The sequence below is a fragment of the Paraburkholderia antibiotica genome (assembly GCF_012927125.1).
In the GTDB taxonomy this organism is placed as follows: Bacteria; Pseudomonadota; Gammaproteobacteria; order Burkholderiales; family Burkholderiaceae; genus Paraburkholderia; species Paraburkholderia antibiotica.
On sequence record NZ_JABBFZ010000001.1, the window covers coordinates 389,876 to 407,317 of the forward strand.

Here is a 17,442-nt window from a genome sequence, read left to right on the forward strand (position 1 = left end):
GTAGAGCTTTCAGATACTGTCCGCCGTGACTGGCCGAACCCCTGTTACCACTCTAAAACTGTCTTATAAAACAGGGGTTTGCAAAGTGTTTCGCGTTTGTAACAACGTAAAGACTTTGAAATGTCGCAATGCGGCAAGAATCCGGGCATCGATAATGCGTGCTCATTAGCCCGGCAAATTTTCTGACAGTTTGTCAACGTAGGTGCCCCATGCGCGTTTACTCGCACATGCGCAGACGCTGATGCACTGGTCTGGGCTCGTTACCCAAGCGATCCATCGCAGGATTTCTCGAAAGAATCAGGCCCTCGCCGGCTTATCCGGCCAGACTGCCCTGGCGAGCAAGCGAGTCGCTTTTTCCAAACGCAGTACTTTTGCCTGATTTTTACTAGGAGTCGTCATTATGCGAATCGCTCAAATCGCTCCGTTGCACGAGGCGGTTCCTCCCAAGCTGTATGGTGGTACGGAACGTGTGGTGTCCTATCTGACCGAAGCGCTGGTCGAGCAGGGCCACGACGTCACGCTGTTTGCGAGCGGTGATTCGCAGACCTCGGCCAAGCTCGAAGCTTTCTGGCCGCAGGCGCTGCGTCTCGACCCGACGATCCGCGACGTGATGGCGCCGCACATGCTGCTGCTCGAAGAAGTGCGCCGCCGCGCGGACGAATTCGACGTGCTGCACTTTCACATCGACTACTACCCGTTCTCGCTGTTCGCGCGTCAGCCGGTGCCGTTCCTGACCACGATGCACGGCCGTCTCGATCTGCCGGAACTGCAGCCGATTTTCAACACGTTCAACGACGTGCCGGTCGTGTCGATTTCCGACAACCAGCGCCTCCCGCTGCCGCAGGCGCACTGGCTGCAAACCGTCTACCACGGTCTGCCGGAAGACGTGCTCACGCCGATCCCCGACGTCGAACCGGGCTACCTCGCATTCCTCGGCCGCGTGTCGCCGGAGAAGGGTCTCGACCGCGCGATCCGCATCGCCGGCCAGGCCGGCATGAAGCTCAAGGTCGCCGCCAAGATCGACAAGGCCGACCGTGCGTATTACGAAGAAACGATCAAGCCGCTGATGGCGCTCCCGCACGTCGAGTACATCGGCGAAATCGGCGAAGCCGAAAAGCGTGAGTTCCTCGGCAACGCGCATGCGCTGGTGTTCCCGATCGACTGGCCGGAGCCGTTCGGTCTGGTGATGATCGAAGCGATGGCTTGCGGTACGCCGGTGATCGCGTTCAACCGCGGCTCGGTGCCGGAAGTGATCGAAAACGGCGTGTCGGGCTTCGTCGTCGAAGACGAAATCAGCGCGGTTGCAGCCCTCAAGCGTCTGCACACGCTGCCGCGCGCGGCGGTGCGCAAGGCCTTCGAAGCACGCTTCTCGTCGAAGGTGATGGCGAAGAACTACGTCGCTACGTACGAAGAACTGCTGCGCCGCAAGCAACGCACGGTGCTGCGCGAAGTCAACGCGAACTAAGCTGCGTCTACTTCGGCCTGATCCGCAGTCAATGAAGACTGGCGAAGGCACGCGTTAAACCGCGCGCTTCGTCTCCCGCAACGCCCCGTCGGCACTTCGCCGGCGGGGCGTTGTTGCATGCGCGCCGCGTTTTTTGTCCGCGGGAGGCCAAAAATACCGGTTTCCGCCCGGCGCGAACGGGCGACACTCGGTATTATCCCTATAATTGCCGTGCCGCAAATTGGACTGCGGCGCCGCCGTCGAAAGGAGGATGCCTTGGCGAGAACGAAAGAGACGCGTGCGAACGCCGCGCCCGGCGCCGGAACGATTTTTACGTTGCGCGCCATCGGTCTCGTGCTCGTCGCCCGCTGGCTTTTCTCGATGTCGCAGTCGCAGATGAGCCTGAGCACTGCGATCACCTCGATGGCATCGTCGCCGTGGGCCTGCATCAACCTCGTATTCCTGTTCCTGCTGATTTTCCTGCCGGGCGCGCGTGCCGTCGCCGAGCGTCCGTTCCATCCGCTGCCGCAATGGCTGCGTCAGGCGTTGCGCCTGTTTGCTTTCCTCGGGTTTCTGTTTGCGCTGTGGTCGATCGGTGCGTTCGTTGCGAGTGCCGGCTGGCATCGCACGATGCAGGCGGTCGCCGCGACCAACGGCTGGCTGCTGGCCGCGCCGGTGCTGTATGCGGCGGTGATCTGGATTTGCCGGCCGCTGCCGCTGTGGCGTACCAACGTCGCGGCGCGGCGTTTTGCGATCGGCCGCTATGCGGTGTCGCTCGATCCGGTCACGCGCACGGTCGTGGTGTGGGCCGAGCGGCGCAAGGTCGGGCAATACGACGCGCGCGAGTTGTCGGTGCGCTGGGCGAATGGGCCGGATCCGCGTCCGACGCCCGCTCCCACGCCCGCGGTCGTGTTCGGCGCGGCGGGAGAGCCGGGCACATCGGCTGCGCCGATGGGTTCGGTGGCGGCACCGTCGCTCGCGCGCAGCGCATTCGGCGTGCGTCCGAAGGTCGAGTTGCTGTGGGATTCGCCGGCCGCCGCCGGGCATAACCGGCAGACGGTGTTTCGTGCCGCGCTGATGACCGAAGGCGATCGCGTCGCCGCGCGGGCGCTCGACACGACGTTGCGGCAAGTCTGACCCAGGCCGTTTTGTGCTGTCGACCACGTCGGGTGGCCGATGCGCGCCTGCCGAAGCGCAGCTTCGCAGATAATGCAGTCATGACGCCCGGTGCGTGAAAGCGGGCGAGTGGGACACTCATCGATCGTATCGCGTCTTTCGCAGGAGTCGCTATGCTGGTTCGCTGGTTGCTTGCCGCCCTTCATCTCCTTGCTTATGGTTTTGCGCTCGCGTCGATTCTTCGGCGCACGTGGTCGTTGCGTCGAGCGTCGGTGCCCGCCGCGTTGCGTTCGGTGTTTCGCGCGGATACGCGCTGGGGCATCGCCGCGCTGGTGCTGATCGTCACCGGTCTGATGCGCGTGTTCGGCAGCTACGAGAAGGGCGCCGACTACTATCTCCACGAGCCACTCTTCCACGTGAAGATGGCGCTGCTGGTCCTGATCCTGATCCTCGAAGTGCCGACGATGCTCGGCCTGATGCGCTGGCGAGCGTCGGTGCGTAGCGGCGAGGCGCCCAATCTGAAAAAGGCGCGTTCGTATGCGCACTTCAGCGTGATCCAGACGGTATTGCTGGTACTGATGGTGTTTGCCGCGACGGGGATGGCGCGTGGTGTCGGGCTGCCGGCCGGCGTGGTGTAGCGCGGCGGCGATCCGGTTTGCGCCGGTGGGCGACGTCGAAGCAGCGCTGGGGCGACGATAGGGCGACGCTTCGGCGGTCCGTTCAAGCGAGGTCGAGTGCCACGCCTGCGCGCAATACCCCATGCGCAATACCGACACCGTTCAGCGCACGTCTTCTTCGTGCGCTGAACGGCTAGCCAGCCAATCAACTCACCAGCACATCCGAGTCATCGCTCCGCTTCGTCTTGCCGCTCGCCGTTTCGCGCGCGAGTTCCGGCTCGCCGAGCCCCTTGATCAACTCCAGCGCCTGGCGCTCGAAAAGCCGCCGGTACAGGCCGTTGTCGCGCTTGATCAGCGCGTCATGACTGCCTTCCTCGAGCACCTTGCCCTTGTCCAGCACCAGCAACCGGTCGAGCGCGCGCACCGTCGACAGCCGATGCGCGACCACCAGCGTCGTGCGGCCCTGCATCAGCCGCTCCATCGCGCGCTGGATCAGCACTTCGCTTTCGCTGTCGAGGCTCGAAGTGGCTTCGTCGAGAATCAGGATCGGCGCGTCGGCGAGAAACGCGCGCGCGATCGCGACGCGCTGACGTTCGCCGCCCGACAGCTTGATCCCGCGTTCCCCGACCAGCGTGTCGTAGCCGTTCGGCAGCGCGGCGATGAAGTCGTGCGCGCTGGCGAGCCGCGCGGCCCGTTCGATCTCGGCATGGCTCGCGCCGGGCTTGGCATACGCGATGTTCTCGGCAAGCGAGCGGTGAAACAGCACCGGTTCCTGCTGCACGATCGCGATCTGGCTGCGTAGCGACGTCTGCTGAACCTGCGCGATGTCCTGTCCATCGATCGTGATCCGGCCGCCCGAAATATCGTGCAGGCGCTGGATCAGCTTGATGAAGGTCGTCTTGCCCGAGCCCGAATGACCGACGAGGCCGACGCGCTCGCCCGGCGCGATGCGGATCGAGAAGTCGTCATAAAGCGGTCGGCTGTGCGCGCCATAGTGAAACGACACGTGCTCGAAACGGATCTCGCCGTTGCGGATCGCGATCGGACCGGCGCCCGGACGATCTTCGATGCCAAGCGGCTGGCTCTCGAGCGATACCAGCTCCTCCATATCGTTGACCGAACGCTGCAGGTTGCGGATGTGCATGCCGATGTCGCGCAGATAGCCTTGCAGCATGAAGAACATCGTCAGCGCGAACGTGATGTCGCCGACGCCTGCCTCGCCGCGCGCCCACAGCAGCAGCGCGGCGCCGAGAATCGCGGCCTGGATCGCGACCAGCATGCCACCCTGGATCCCGCCGTTGATCGTGCCGCGCGTCCACGTGCGGCGCGTGCGTTGCCGCCATTTGCCGATCACGTGTTGCAGGCGCGCTTCCTCGCGAGCCTCGGCGCCGAACGCCTTGACGACGCCGTTGCAGCTGACCGCGTCGGCGAGCGCGCCGCCCATGCGCGTGTCCCACGTGTTCGCGAGACGCGCGGCCGGCGCGACGAAGCCGAGCGAGACCGAGACCGTCACGCCGATATACAGCAGCGAGCCGATGCCGACGACGAGGCCCATCATCGGCCAGCGCCAGCCGAGCAGCGCGGTCGCGCCGACCAGCATCGCGAGCGACGGCAGCAGGGCGATCAGCAGCGTGTCGTTGAGCAGATCGAGCGCCCACATGCCGCGCGTGATCTTGCGTACCGTCGAGCCGGCGAAGCTGTTCGCGTGCCAGTCGGTGGAAAAGCGCTGCACGCGATGAAATGCGTTGGCGGCGATCTCGCTCATCATCTTCAGCGTGAAGCGGATGATGTTGAAGTACACGCCCTGGCGCAGCAGCGTCGCGCCGAGGCCGAGCGCGGCGAGTACGCCGAAAGCTTCGAGCGCACGATGCCAGACGGTCGCGTCAGCGGCGGGGCCGGCCGCGATCGCGTCGACGAGCTTGCCCGCGAATACCGGCGTGAGAATGTCCGCGCCGGCGGTGAAGAGGGCGAGCGCGGCGATCACGACGATGCGCCACGGCTGTTGTGCCCAGTGACGGAAGGTGAAACCGAGGACGTCCTTGAAGGCCTGTCCGCGAAAGTCGAGTTTTTTGCTGGTCATTTGCTTTCGACCCGGCGACGCGCGAGCGCACCGAGGTTCCAGTCAGAAGCGAAAGGGGCAGACAGTCGACGGATGCCGGGCGGCGCGCAACGAATCCAGCGAATGGCGCGGGAAACAGCAGCGCAACAGCGAGCAGCGCAACAACCAACGACGGCAATACAGCAGTGGACTGTCTGGAATAATGCGGCGCGCCTCACAAGGCGGCCCCGCACTGGCGACGACGTTGCGGCTCTTACGGTCGCGTTACGGGTCGCATCAGTCGTGTCGGACGGACCGACGGTCGCGGAACCATGCAAGGGAGCGCGCGATGCACGATCAACATGTGACGCCTCCCTATGATGGTGTGAGATGGAGAAACCGGACGGGCGAATACCCGAATGCCGAATATATCAGCTGTGCACGGCGCTCGCCAACATACGGAATCACGGTGTCGGCGCGCTCGAACACTCGTGCGCGATACGCCGGGCGAAAATAGAAAAAGGGCTTACGCACTTCTGCGTAAGCCCTTTTGTCTTCGGTGATCGACACACCAAGAATCTGGTGGGTAGTACTGGGATCGAACCAGTGACCCCTGCCGTGTGAAGGCAGTGCTCTACCGCTGAGCTAACCACCCGAAGAGATTGAGATTATGTCAGGCTTTTTTGAGTTCGTCTAGTATTTTTTAAGTAGTTTGCTCATCGGCTGCGGCCGCGGGTTCGATACGCCAGACGCTCGTGCCTTTGACTGCTTTATCGAGGCCGTCGAGCACCGCTTCGTGCGCGGCGATTTCGTCGTCGCTCGCGGCGACCACGATCAGGTCGAGCGAGTCGAGCGCGACGCGGGGCGCATGCGCGTCGCCGCCGCTCTGCACTTCGCCGAGCATGTCGATGACGAGGCTTTCCTGGCCGCGCGTCATGGCCAGATAGACCTCGGCGAGCAGTTCCGAGTCGAGCAGTGCGCCGTGCAGCGTGCGGTGCGCGTTGCTGATGCCGAAGCGGTCGCACAGCGCATCGAGCGAATTGCGCTTGCCGGGGAACATCTGCTTCGCGCGCGCGAGCGTGTCGATGATCTCGCCGCAGTACGTCTTCACCTGCGGCAGGCCGAGCAGCGCGAATTCGGCGTCGAGAAAGCCGATGTCGAACGGCGCGTTGTGAATGATCAGGTCCGCGTCCTGGATGAAATCGCGGAACTGGTCGACGATCTCGGCGAACTTGGGCTTGTCGCTCAGGAACTCGGTGGTCAGCCCGTGCACGGCCAGCGCGCCCGGATCGCTGTCGCGCTCGGGGTTGATGTAGAAGTGCAGGTTGTTGCCGGTAAGCCGGCGGTTCACCAGCTCGACGCAACCGAGTTCGAGAATCCGGTCGCCGCCGCGAGGGTTCAGGCCGGTGGTTTCGGTATCGAGAATGAGTTGACGCATGTCGGATGGGCCTGCTTCGAAAAAATTTGCTGAAAAATCGCGGAGGGGTAGCGCGCGTCGCCGCTAAAGAATGAGTGACGACGCGGCAGCCGCCTTACATTTGCGCGAGCGATGCGACGCCGCGATTGGCGAGCTGATCGGCGCGCTCGTTCTCCGGATGGCCGTTATGTCCGCGCACCCAGCGCCATTCGATCTCGTGTTGCGCGACGAGCGCATCGAGCCGCTTCCACAGGTCGGCGTTCTTGACCGGCTGCTTCGCCGCGGTGATCCAGCCTTTCTTCTTCCAGCCGTGGATCCATTCGCTGATGCCTTTCTGCACGTACTGCGAGTCGGTGTGCACGATCGCCTTGCACGGCCGCTTCAATGCTTCGAGCGCGGCGATCACGCCCATCAGCTCCATGCGATTGTTGGTCGTGTTGGCTTCGCCGCCGAACAGTTCTTTTTCCTGGCTGCCGAAGCGCAGCAGTGCGCCCCAGCCGCCGGGGCCGGGATTGCCCTTGCAGGCGCCGTCGGTGTAAATGTCGATGTGGTCCGGAGTCATTCGGTGTGATTGCGTGTATTCGGGGTGGCGGCGGAGGCGAGGCCCGCGGCGAGCACGGGCTTCTTCACTTTGAGCGGGCCGACGAGGCGCATGCCGCGCACGCGCTTGATCGCCTTGATCATGTAGGTGGCGCCGAAAATCGGCCACCAGCGGTCGCCGGCGGCCTCCATGAAGCCGTAACGGGCGAGCCACTGTTCGCTCGCGAGCGGCGGACAATAGCAGCCGAAGCGTCCGCGTTCAAGGTCGAAGCCGAGCAGCTTGATCCAGTCCTTCAGGCGCGTGAACGCGATCAGATCGACGGCGGCAGGTACGAACGGGCGCCCCGTCATCTTGCCGATCGACTGCCGCACGCCCCACAGCGACAAGGAATTGAAGCCGAGGATGATCAACTGACCTTCCGGCATCAGCACGCGCTCGGCTTCGCGCAGCAGCCGGTGCGGGTCGCTGGTGAACTCGAGCGTATGCGGCATCACGATCAGATCGACGCTTTGCGCTTCGAAGGGCAGGTCGAGCAGATCGCACCAGACCGCGCTGCGTCCGGCGGGCGCGTGCAGGTCGAGGTCGCTGGGCGTGACGTTGCCGGACAGGGCATCGCCAGGATTGCCGACGACGCCGATGTCGCCTGCGCCGCCACGGCGCAGCGCCCGCGGATACATATAAGGCGAGCTCGCGCCGCTCGCCGCATCGAGCACGAGGCCGCGGCACGGCATGCGGTTCTCGCGCAGCGCGTCGAGCTGCGGCAGGCCGAGTTGCAGCGCATGATAGCCGAACACGTCCGACACCACGCGGTCGAGCTGCCGCTGCTCCCAGTCGAGCACGTAGCGCCCAGGCGGCGAATCGGTCCAGGCGGGCCAGTCTATAATCGCTCGGTCAGTCATATCTAAAAATGCGTCGCCTATGAATGCGCTCGAGTACGTACCGGTCCCGGCGTTTGAAGACAATTACATCTGGGTCATTGCCGACGGACATCACGCGGTCGTCGTCGATCCGGGCGATGCCGCCCCTGTGCGCGCCTATCTGGCCCAGCGAGGCTGGCGGCTGAGCGCTATTTTACTCACGCACCATCACCAAGACCACGTCGGCGGATTGGCCGATCTGCTGAACGGCCAGGACGTGCCGGTCTACGGCCCCGCCGGCGAAGCGATTGCGCACGTTACGCAGCGTCTGAAAAACGGTGATCGCGTGACGATCGCGGCGCCCGCGCTCGAATTCGGCGTGCTCGACGTGCCCGGCCACACGAGCGGCCACATCGCCTATTTCCAGGCGGCGGATCCGCGCGGCACGCCGCACGTGTTTTGCGGCGACACGCTGTTCGCCTGCGGCTGCGGCCGGCTGTTCGAAGGCACGCCGAGCCAGATGCTGACTTCGCTCGATGCGCTCGCCGCGCTGCCCGGCACGACCGAAGTGCATTGCGCGCACGAGTACACGCTGTCGAATATCCGCTTCGCGCTCGCCTGCGAGCCGCACAACGCCGCGCTGCAGGCCTGGCGCGACAAGGCGAGCGAACTGCGCGCGCGTCACCAGCCGACTTTGCCCACCACGATCGCGCACGAACGCGCGGTCAATCCGTTCCTGCGTGCCGGCGAAACGGCGGTGCAGGCGAGCTTGCGCGAGCAGTTGCATGAAACGGTGCCTGATCGTCTGACGGCCTTTACGTTGATGCGCGAGTGGAAGAATCGCTTCCGCTGATTCGCGCCGCATTCACGCTATCTTCAAGCGATGAATCGCAAAAATTCGCCAAGCCCAAGATTCGCTTGATTTTTTCCCAGATTTTCCGATTGACGGAAACGGCGCCGTTTCGTACTATCGGCTGCAAATTCCAGCCCTTGTGGAAGCCGAGACGTTCATGAGATTTATCTTAAGCGCGTTATTGGTCCTGACACTCGCCGCCTGCGCGAGCCAGGGACCGACGACGAACACCGCCAATTCCGCCAGCCAGCAAGCCGTAGCCGACGCACTTCGCAAGAACGCCACCGCTAAAGAAACCATCAATGTCGACCAGAGCTCCGTCAATCAGTTGACGAGCCAGGACGCCGATCTGTGGGGCCGCATCCGCCGCGGCTTCCAGTTGCCGGACCTGCAGAGCGACCTCGTCGACATGCAGCTGAACTGGTATCTGCAACGTCCCGATTACGTGCAGCGCATGACCGAGCGCTCGCAGAAATACCTGTATCACATCGTCGAGGAACTCGAGGCGCGTCATATGCCGACCGAGCTCGCGCTGTTGCCGTTCATCGAGTCGGCGTATAGCCCGCAGGCGCTGTCGGTCGCGAAGGCGGCGGGCATGTGGCAGTTCATGCCGGGCACCGGCCGCACCTATAACCTCAAGCAGAACATGTGGCAGGACGAGCGCCGCGACGTGCTCGCGTCGACCAGCGCCGCGCTCGACTATCTGTCGAAGCTGCACGACATGTTTGGCGACTGGCAGCTCGCGCTGGCCGCTTATAACTGGGGCGAGGGCAACGTGCAGCGCGCGATCGCGCGCAACGAGGCGGCCGGCTTGCCGACGGATTATCTGAGCCTGCGCATGCCGAACGAAACGCGCAACTACGTGCCGAAGCTGCAGGCCGTCAAGAACATCGTGATGAACCCGCAGATGTACGGGCTCGCGTTGCCGTCGATTCCGAACCACCCGTACTTCGTCACGGTCACGACTTCGCACGACATCGACGTCGACGTCGCCGCGCGACTCTCCAACATGTCGACCGACGAATTCCGCTCGCTGAACCCGTCGTTCAGAAAGCCGGTGATTCTCGGCACGACGCAGCCGCAGATTCTGCTGCCGTTCGACAACGCATCGGCGTTCGAGCGCAATCTGAAAACGTACTCGGGCTCGCTGTCGTCGTGGACCACCTACACGGTCGACCAGCGCGCGACGCCGGCTGCGATCGCGCAGAAAATCGGCGTCGACGCCGACACGCTGATGGAAGTGAACAAGATTCCGGTCGGCATGCGCCTGAAGCCGGGCTCGACGATCGTCGTGCCGCGCGGTTCGGACGACGACGAGGACATCAGCGCCGACGTCGCCGAAAGTGCGGTGCTCGCGATGGAACCCGACGTTCCCGACACGCGCAAGATGCTGATCCGCGTGCGCCGCAACCAGTCGATGGCCGCCATCGCGCTGCGCTATGGCGTATCGGTGGGGCAGCTGAAGGCGTGGAACAAGACGCGTCGCGATCAGGTGTCGCGCGGCCAGGTGATCGTGCTGCACGTGCCGGTTGGCAAGGCGGTACCGGCCGAGCCGGGCCCGGAAAAAATCGCGACCGACGTGCAGGGCGGCGGCGTCCAGAAGATCGGCACGCGGGTCGCAGACACACGCAACGAATCGCGTTACGATAAGAGGAAAGGGCACGGTCGCAGCGCCATCGTCAAGGTATCCGAGCCGGCCGGCAAGGCTGGCAAGGCGGCGCCCGCTGCCAGCAAGGGCAAGGTCGAGAAGGTGTCGGCCGCGGTGCCCGGCAAGGCGTCGAAGGCCGCGGCAGAGAGCCGCCCGAAGACCGCGGCCAACGCGAAGAAGAAGGGTAAGTAGACCAATAGCGGCTCCCACGGTAGTGACCACATGCGTTGCGGGGGCAGCGCATGGATTGCGCTCCGATCACGCACCGTGTTCATCCAACGCCGTCACCTTCGGGTGACGGCGTTTTTCATTGCGCAGACAATTTCTGCGAATTTGTCGCATTTCCTTTATTGTTCGTGCTTTGGCCACGTCGGTCGCGCCGCACGGTCTTGCCCTGATCCGTGTGCGTCGCGCGACGTTGCCGCCGCCGTTTCCCAGCTCATTCCAGACTTATGTCGTCGACCCAACTGCGCGTCTTTCTGCTCTTTTCCGCCGGCTATTTCGTCTCGTACGTGTTTCGCGGCGTCAATCTCGGTTTCGCGCCGTTCATTACACACGATCTCGGTCTGTCCGCCGCCGACCTGGGTGTGCTGACGAGTCTTTACTTCCTTGGTTTCGCGGGCGCGCAGATTCCTGCCGGCGTGCTGCTCGATCACTTCGGCGCGCGTCGCGTGACGGCCGCCACGCTGCTCTTCGCGGCGCTCGGCATCTGGGTATTCGGCGCCGCGCATAGTCTCGGCATGATGATGGTCGGGCGGCTGCTGATCGGCGTCGGCGTGTCGGTGTGCCTTGGCGCCGCGTTCAAGGCGCTCGCGCAGCATTTCCCGGCCGCGCGTCTGCCGTTGATGAACGGGCTCGTGATGGCGATCGGCGGCTTCGGCGGCGTGATGGTCGGTTCGCCGCTGACGTGGGTGCTCGGTTTTTCGAGCTGGCGCACGGTCTGCATTGGGCTCGGCGTGCTGACGGTGCTGGTCGCGCTCGCGCAATGGACGCTCGCGCCGGACGCGCGCGAAACGCATCGTCAGGCGAGCCTCGCCGCGCAGTTCAAGGGCACGTGGCACATCCTGCGCAGCGCGGCGTTCTGGAAGATCGCGTCGTTTTCTGTCGTCACGCAGGGCGTGTTCTACGCGATGCAATCGCTGTGGGTCGGTGCGTGGTTGCGCGACGTGCAGGGCTTCGAGCCGCATGAGGCCGCGGCGCTCGTGTCGATCCTCGGCTTCGCGATGATGGCCGGCTGCGTCGGTTTCGGCGCGGCGGCGCGCAGTCTCGAGCGGCGCGGCATCTCGCTGTATGCGTTTTGCGGTATCGGCATGGCGCTGTATGTGCTGACGCAACTGCTGATCATGTTCAGGGCGCCATTGCCGGCGAGTCTGCTGTGGGCGGCCTACGGGATTTTCGGCGGCACCGGCATTCTGAGCTATGCGGTAATGGCGCGGCATTTCCCGCCGCAGATGATCGGCCGGGTCAACACGACGCTGACGCTGATTATTTTTTTGCTGATCTTCGGTTTCCAGATCGGTGTCGGCGCGGTGTTGTCGCATTGGCCGGCGAGCGGTGGCCGCTATCCGGCGGTCGCGCATCTGAGCGCGTGGGGGATTCTGGTCGCGTTGCAGGTGCTGAGCGCGATCTGGTACGTGTTGCCGGGGCGGCAGTTGGCGAAATCGGCCGAACTGCGCGCCGGTCAGGAAGCCTGAACGGTTGCCTGGCGATATGCGTATAGGTTGGCGGCCGGGAGATTTTGGCCTCGCTTGAGCGGCTTGACTCGAACCGCGCAAAAGATTTGCCAGCAGGCCTCGGGAGCCCGCCGGATAAGCCTTTGACGATTCTTTCGGGGCGCTGTCCTCCGTCCGCGGCCTATCTCAGATTTGGAGGCAAGGGCGGATTCAGGCTATAATTCGAAGGTTTGAGCTTATCAACCCGCACCCTAGCGCCTACCTCTCCTCAACCGTTCATCCGCCGCGCGCCATTGGCGTAGCAAGAAGGGCCCCGCACCCGCCGAGTCGTCCACACCACGGACCATCGCGCCTCTTGCAACGTCACCGGCAGCACGCGAGCGAGTCTGCGCGCGCATCCAGAATGTGTTTCGCTGCGGCTCGCAATCGGACAGACAGGTGGCAACAGGGTGTTCCCCCAAGGAGTCTCCCGTGTTGCCGTCATTTTCTCCCGCTCTACTCGCGCTCGCCGACGGCACGGTCTTTCGTGGTTATTCGATCGGCGCCCCCGGGCACACCATTGGCGAAGTCGTGTTCAACACGGCGATCACCGGCTATCAGGAAATCCTGACTGACCCGAGCTACGCGCGCCAGATCGTAACCCTTACGTATCCGCATATCGGCAACGTCGGCGTCAATGCCGAAGACGTCGAAGCGACGAAAGTCCATGCCGCCGGCCTGATCATCCGTGATCTGCCGGTTCTCGCGTCGAATTTCCGCATGGAGCGCACGCTCCCGCAATATCTGCAGGACGAGGGCGTGGTCGCCATCGCCGGTATCGACACCCGCAAGCTGACCCGTCTGCTGCGCGACAAGGGCGCGCAGAACGGCGCAATCCTCGCCGGTTCGGACGACGAAGCGAAGGCCATCGAACTCGCGCGCTCGTTCCCGGGCCTCGCCGGCATGGACCTCGCGAAGGTCGTGTCGACGCAGGCAACTTACGAGTGGACCAGAACCGAATGGCGTCTGGGCACCGGCTACGGCGAGCAGAAGGCGCCGAAGTACCGCGTGGTCGCATTCGACTACGGCGTCAAGCAGAACATCCTGCGTATGCTTGCCGAGCGCGGCTGCCACGTGACCGTGCTGCCGGCGCAATCGAGCGCCGCCGACGCGCTCGCGCTCAACCCGGACGGCGTGTTCCTGTCGAACGGCCCTGGCGACCCGGAACCGTGCGACTACGCGATCGCGGCGACGAAGGAACTCATCGAGCGCGGCATTCCGACCTTCGGCATCTGCCTTGGCCACCAGATCATGGGCCTCGCAGTCGGCGCGAAGACGATGAAGATGAAGACCGGCCATCACGGCGCGAACCATCCGGTCAAGGATCTCGAAGACGGCCGCGTGGTGATCACGTCGCAGAACCACGGTTTCGCGGTCGATGCCGACACGCTGCCCGCCAACGCGCGCGCGACCCACGTGTCGCTGTTCGACGGCACGCTGCAAGGCTTCGCGCTGACCGACAAGCCGGCGTTCTGCTTCCAGGGTCACCCGGAAGCATCGCCCGGTCCGCACGACATCGCGTATCTGTTCGACCGCTTCACCGCGTTGATGGACGCGCATAAGGGCGGCAAGAGCGCGGCGGCTTAAGGTCGAACCGCTGCAAGCGGCCAAAAGCGCTAGCAAAGGGCCAGCAATAGGCTCCAAGCGGGCCCCAAAAGCGGGCCCGAAGCGGGCTCAAAGCGGCCTGCTGCAGCGACAACGACAAGGCGGTATCGCGCGGCGAACTCGCCGCGCAACAGCGCGCGCTACGTGCAAACGGCGCGCGCCAACGGAAAGAATAGCAACCTGGTTGCATGGGACTGGAGTCAGGCGCCGAAGCGCCAACTCCAGTCGACACAGGAATATTTAGCGAGAGCGTTATGCCCAAGCGGACAGACATCAAGAGCATCCTCATCATCGGCGCGGGTCCGATCATCATCGGCCAGGCGTGCGAGTTCGATTACTCGGGCGCGCAGGCATGCAAGGCGCTGCGTGAGGAAGGCTACAAGGTCATTCTCGTCAACAGCAATCCGGCGACGATCATGACCGACCCGAACACGGCCGACGTGACCTACATCGAGCCGATCACGTGGGAAGTGGTCGAGCGCATCATCGCGAAGGAGCGCCCGGACGCGATCCTGCCGACGATGGGCGGCCAGACCGCGCTGAACTGCGCGCTGGATCTCCACGCGCACGGCGTGCTGGACAAGTACAAGGTCGAACTGATCGGCGCATCGCCGGAAGCCATCGACAAGGCGGAAGACCGTCAGAAGTTCAAGGACGCGATGACCAAGATCGGTCTCGGTTCGGCCAAGTCGGGCACCGCGCATTCGATGGAAGAAGCGCTCGCGGTGCAGGCGAAGATCGCGGCCGAAACCGGCAGCGGCTATCCGGTCGTGATCCGTCCGTCGTTCACGCTCGGCGGTTCGGGCGGCGGTATCGCGTACAACCGCGACGAATTCGAAGAGATCTGCAAGCGCGGTCTCGATCTGTCGCCGACGCGCGAACTGCTGATCGAAGAGTCGCTGCTCGGCTGGAAAGAGTACGAGATGGAAGTGGTCCGCGACACCAGGGACAACTGCATCATCGTTTGCTCGATCGAAAACCTGGACCCGATGGGCATCCACACCGGCGACTCGATCACGGTCGCGCCGGCGCAAACGCTCACCGACAAGGAATACCAGATCCTGCGTAACGCGTCGCTCGCGGTGCTGCGCGAGATCGGCGTCGACACCGGCGGCTCGAACGTGCAGTTCTCGATCAATCCGAAAGATGGCCGGATGATCGTGATCGAAATGAACCCGCGTGTGTCGCGTTCGTCGGCGCTGGCGTCGAAGGCGACCGGCTTCCCGATCGCGAAGGTCGCGGCGAAGCTGGCGGTCGGCTACACGCTGGATGAACTGAAGAACGAAATCACCGGCGGCGCGACCCCGGCATCGTTCGAACCGACGATCGACTACGTCGTCACGAAGATCCCGCGTTTCGCATTCGAGAAATTCCGCGAAGCCGATTCGCGCCTGACCACGCAGATGAAGTCGGTCGGCGAAGTGATGGCGATCGGCCGCACGTTCCAGGAATCGTTCCAGAAAGCGCTGCGCGGCCTCGAAGTCGGCGTCGACGGTCTGGACGAAAAGACCGATAACCGCGACGAGATCATCCGCGAGATCGGCGAAGCCGGTCCGGATCGCATCTGGTACGTCGGCGACGCGTTCCGTATCGGTATGAGCGCGCAGGAAATCTTCGAAGAAACCGCGATCGACCCGTGGTTCCTCGCGCAGATCGAGCAGATCATCCTGAAGGAAAAGGCGCTCGCAGGCCGTACGCTGGCAAGCCTCACCAAGGAAGAGCTCAAGTATCTGAAGCAGAGCGGCTTCTCGGATCGGCGTCTCGCGAAGCTCGTCGGCGCGAAGCCGGCGGACGTGCGCGCGCGTCGTATCGAGTTGAACGTGCGCCCGGTCTACAAGCGCGTCGACACCTGCGCGGCCGAGTTCGCGACGAAAACCGCGTACATGTACTCGACCTACGAGGAAGAGTGCGAAGCGAACCCGACGAACAACAAGAAGATCATGGTGCTGGGCGGCGGCCCGAACCGGATCGGCCAGGGTATCGAGTTCGACTACTGCTGCGTGCACGCCGCGCTCGCGATGCGCGAGGACGGCTATGAAACGATCATGGTCAACTGCAACCCGGAAACCGTGTCGACCGACTACGACACGTCCGACCGTCTGTACTTCGAATCGCTGACGCTCGAAGACGTGCTCGAAATCGTCGACAAGGAAAAGCCGGTCGGCGTGATCGTGCAGTACGGCGGCCAGACGCCGCTGAAGCTCGCGCTCGATCTCGAGGCGAACGGTGTGCCGATCATCGGCACGTCGCCGGACATGATCGACGCGGCCGAAGACCGTGAGCGCTTCCAGAAGCTGCTGCAGGACCTCGGTCTGCGTCAGCCGCCGAACCGCACCGCGCGCGCCGAAGACGAAGCGCTGAAGCTCGCCGACGAAATCGGCTATCCGCTGGTGGTGCGCCCGTCGTACGTGCTGGGCGGCCGCGCGATGGAAATCGTCCATGAGCCGCGCGACCTCGAGCGCTATATGCGCGAGGCCGTGAAGGTGTCGAACGATTCGCCGGTGCTGCTCGACCGCTTCCTGAACGACGCGATCGAATGCGACGTGGATTGCATTTCGGATGGCGAGGCCGTGTTTATCGGCGGCGTGATGGAGCACATCGAACAGGCGGGCGTCCACTCGGGCGACTCGGCCTGCTCGCTGCCGCCGTATTCGCTGTCGAAGGAAACCGTCACCGAACTCAAGCGCCAGACCGGCGCGATGGCGAAGGCGCTGAACGTGGTCGGTCTGATGAACGTACAGTTCGCGATCCAGCAAGTGCCGCAGGCGGATGGTTCGAAGGAAGACATCATCTACGTGCTCGAGGTGAACCCGCGCGCGTCGCGCACGGTGCCGTACGTGTCGAAGGCGACCAGCCTGCCGCTCGCGAAGATCGCGGCGCGCGCGATGGTCGGCCAGACGCTCGCGCAGCAAGGCGTGACGAAGGAAGTCGAGCCGCCGTACTTCAGCGTGAAGGAAGCGGTGTTCCCGTTCGTCAAGTTCCCGGCGGTCGATCCGGTGCTCGGACCTGAAATGCGTTCGACCGGCGAAGTGATGGGCGTCGGCCAGACCTTCGGCGAGGCGCTGTTCAAGTCGCAGCTCGCGGCCGGTTCGCGTCTGCCGGAGTCGGGTACGGTGCTGCTGACCGTGATGGACGCCGACAAGCCGAAGGCGGTCGAAGTCGCGCGCATGCTGCACGAGCTCGGCTATCCGATCGTCGCGACCAAGGGCACGGCTGCCGCGATCGAAGCGGCCGGCGTGCCGGTCAAGGTCGTCAACAAGGTGAAGGACGGTCGTCCGCACATCGTCGACATGATCAAGAACGGCGAGATCGCACTCGTGTTCACGACCGTCGACGAAACGCGCGCGGCGATCGCCGATTCGCGTTCGATTCGCATGAGCGCGCAGGCGAACAAGGTCACCTACTACACGACGATGTCCGGCGCACGGGCCGCGGTGGAAGGTTTGCGTTATCTGAAGAACCTGGAAGTCTATGATTTACAAGGACTCCACGCTCGCCTAAACTAAGGCTTCGACTTTTTGTCCAAGAAGTAAGTGCCGCGGTTAAGCGGCGTTCCGCAGGTGTTGTGGTCCGGGTTTTGCCCCGGGGCGCTGT

12 protein-coding genes and 1 tRNA gene are annotated in these 17,442 nt (G+C 63.9%); 8 read left to right on the forward strand and 5 right to left on the reverse strand.

What is annotated here, in order from left to right; genetic code table 11:
• The first annotated feature begins 400 nt into the window (after positions 1-400).
• From HHL14_RS01855 to HHL14_RS01865, 3 genes are all read left to right on the forward strand, one after another.
• The gene (locus HHL14_RS01855; protein WP_169495878.1) at positions 401-1,465 is read left to right on the forward strand and encodes a glycosyltransferase family 4 protein; all 1,065 of its coding nucleotides are present in this window, start codon (positions 401-403) and stop codon (positions 1,463-1,465) included.
• 255 nt (positions 1,466-1,720) lie between these two features.
• Positions 1,721-2,581: a hypothetical protein gene (locus tag HHL14_RS01860; protein ID WP_169495879.1), complete on the forward strand. Its 861-nt coding sequence runs from the start codon at positions 1,721-1,723 to the stop codon at positions 2,579-2,581.
• Positions 2,582-2,733: 152 nt separating this feature from the next.
• Positions 2,734-3,198 (forward strand): DUF2214 family protein, encoded by a 465-nt coding sequence (locus HHL14_RS01865; protein WP_169495880.1) that lies wholly within the window; start codon positions 2,734-2,736, stop codon positions 3,196-3,198.
• Positions 3,199-3,382: 184 nt separating this feature from the next.
• Here the strand turns inward: HHL14_RS01865 and HHL14_RS01870 are convergent, their stop codons facing one another.
• The 5 genes from HHL14_RS01870 to HHL14_RS01890 all read right to left on the reverse strand — a co-directional run bounded on the left by HHL14_RS01870 (position 3,383) and on the right by HHL14_RS01890 (position 8,072).
• Entirely contained in the window at positions 3,383-5,257 is a 1,875-nt protein-coding gene (locus HHL14_RS01870; RefSeq protein ID WP_169495881.1) for an ABC transporter ATP-binding protein, read from the reverse strand.
• Between the two features lie 538 nt (positions 5,258-5,795).
• Positions 5,796-5,870: transfer RNA gene (locus HHL14_RS01875), tRNA-Val, on the reverse strand.
• Positions 5,871-5,918: 48 nt separating this feature from the next.
• Positions 5,919-6,653: a DNA polymerase III subunit epsilon gene (dnaQ, locus tag HHL14_RS01880; protein ID WP_169495882.1), complete on the reverse strand. Its 735-nt coding sequence runs from the start codon at positions 6,651-6,653 to the stop codon at positions 5,919-5,921.
• 94 nt (positions 6,654-6,747) lie between these two features.
• A complete protein-coding gene (gene rnhA / locus HHL14_RS01885; RefSeq protein ID WP_169495883.1) occupies positions 6,748-7,194 on the reverse strand; it encodes a ribonuclease HI in 447 nt (148 codons plus the stop codon).
• The gene (locus tag HHL14_RS01890) at positions 7,191-8,072 is read right to left on the reverse strand and encodes a class I SAM-dependent methyltransferase (protein ID WP_169495884.1); all 882 of its coding nucleotides are present in this window, start codon (positions 8,070-8,072) and stop codon (positions 7,191-7,193) included. Before HHL14_RS01890 ends, rnhA begins: the two co-directional genes overlap by 4 nt.
• A 19-nt stretch (positions 8,073-8,091) precedes the next feature.
• Between HHL14_RS01890 and gloB the strand changes: the two genes are divergently transcribed.
• The 5 genes from gloB to carB all read left to right on the forward strand — a co-directional run bounded on the left by gloB (position 8,092) and on the right by carB (position 17,354).
• Positions 8,092-8,883 (forward strand): hydroxyacylglutathione hydrolase, encoded by a 792-nt coding sequence (gene gloB, locus HHL14_RS01895; protein ID WP_169495885.1) that lies wholly within the window; start codon positions 8,092-8,094, stop codon positions 8,881-8,883.
• Positions 8,884-9,040: 157 nt separating this feature from the next.
• Positions 9,041-10,723 (forward strand): transglycosylase SLT domain-containing protein, encoded by a 1,683-nt coding sequence (locus tag HHL14_RS01900; protein WP_169495886.1) that lies wholly within the window; start codon positions 9,041-9,043, stop codon positions 10,721-10,723.
• Between the two features lie 260 nt (positions 10,724-10,983).
• Positions 10,984-12,225, forward strand: a complete 1,242-nt coding sequence (locus HHL14_RS01905) for an MFS transporter (RefSeq protein ID WP_169495887.1) — start codon at positions 10,984-10,986, stop codon at positions 12,223-12,225.
• A gap of 450 nt (positions 12,226-12,675) precedes the next feature.
• On the forward strand, positions 12,676-13,830 hold the full coding sequence (carA, locus tag HHL14_RS01910; RefSeq protein ID WP_169495888.1) for a glutamine-hydrolyzing carbamoyl-phosphate synthase small subunit: 1,155 nt from the start codon (positions 12,676-12,678) through the stop codon (positions 13,828-13,830).
• A 272-nt stretch (positions 13,831-14,102) separates the two neighbouring features.
• The gene (carB, locus tag HHL14_RS01915) at positions 14,103-17,354 is read left to right on the forward strand and encodes a carbamoyl-phosphate synthase large subunit (protein ID WP_169495889.1); all 3,252 of its coding nucleotides are present in this window, start codon (positions 14,103-14,105) and stop codon (positions 17,352-17,354) included.
• Positions 17,355-17,442 lie beyond the last annotated feature (88 nt).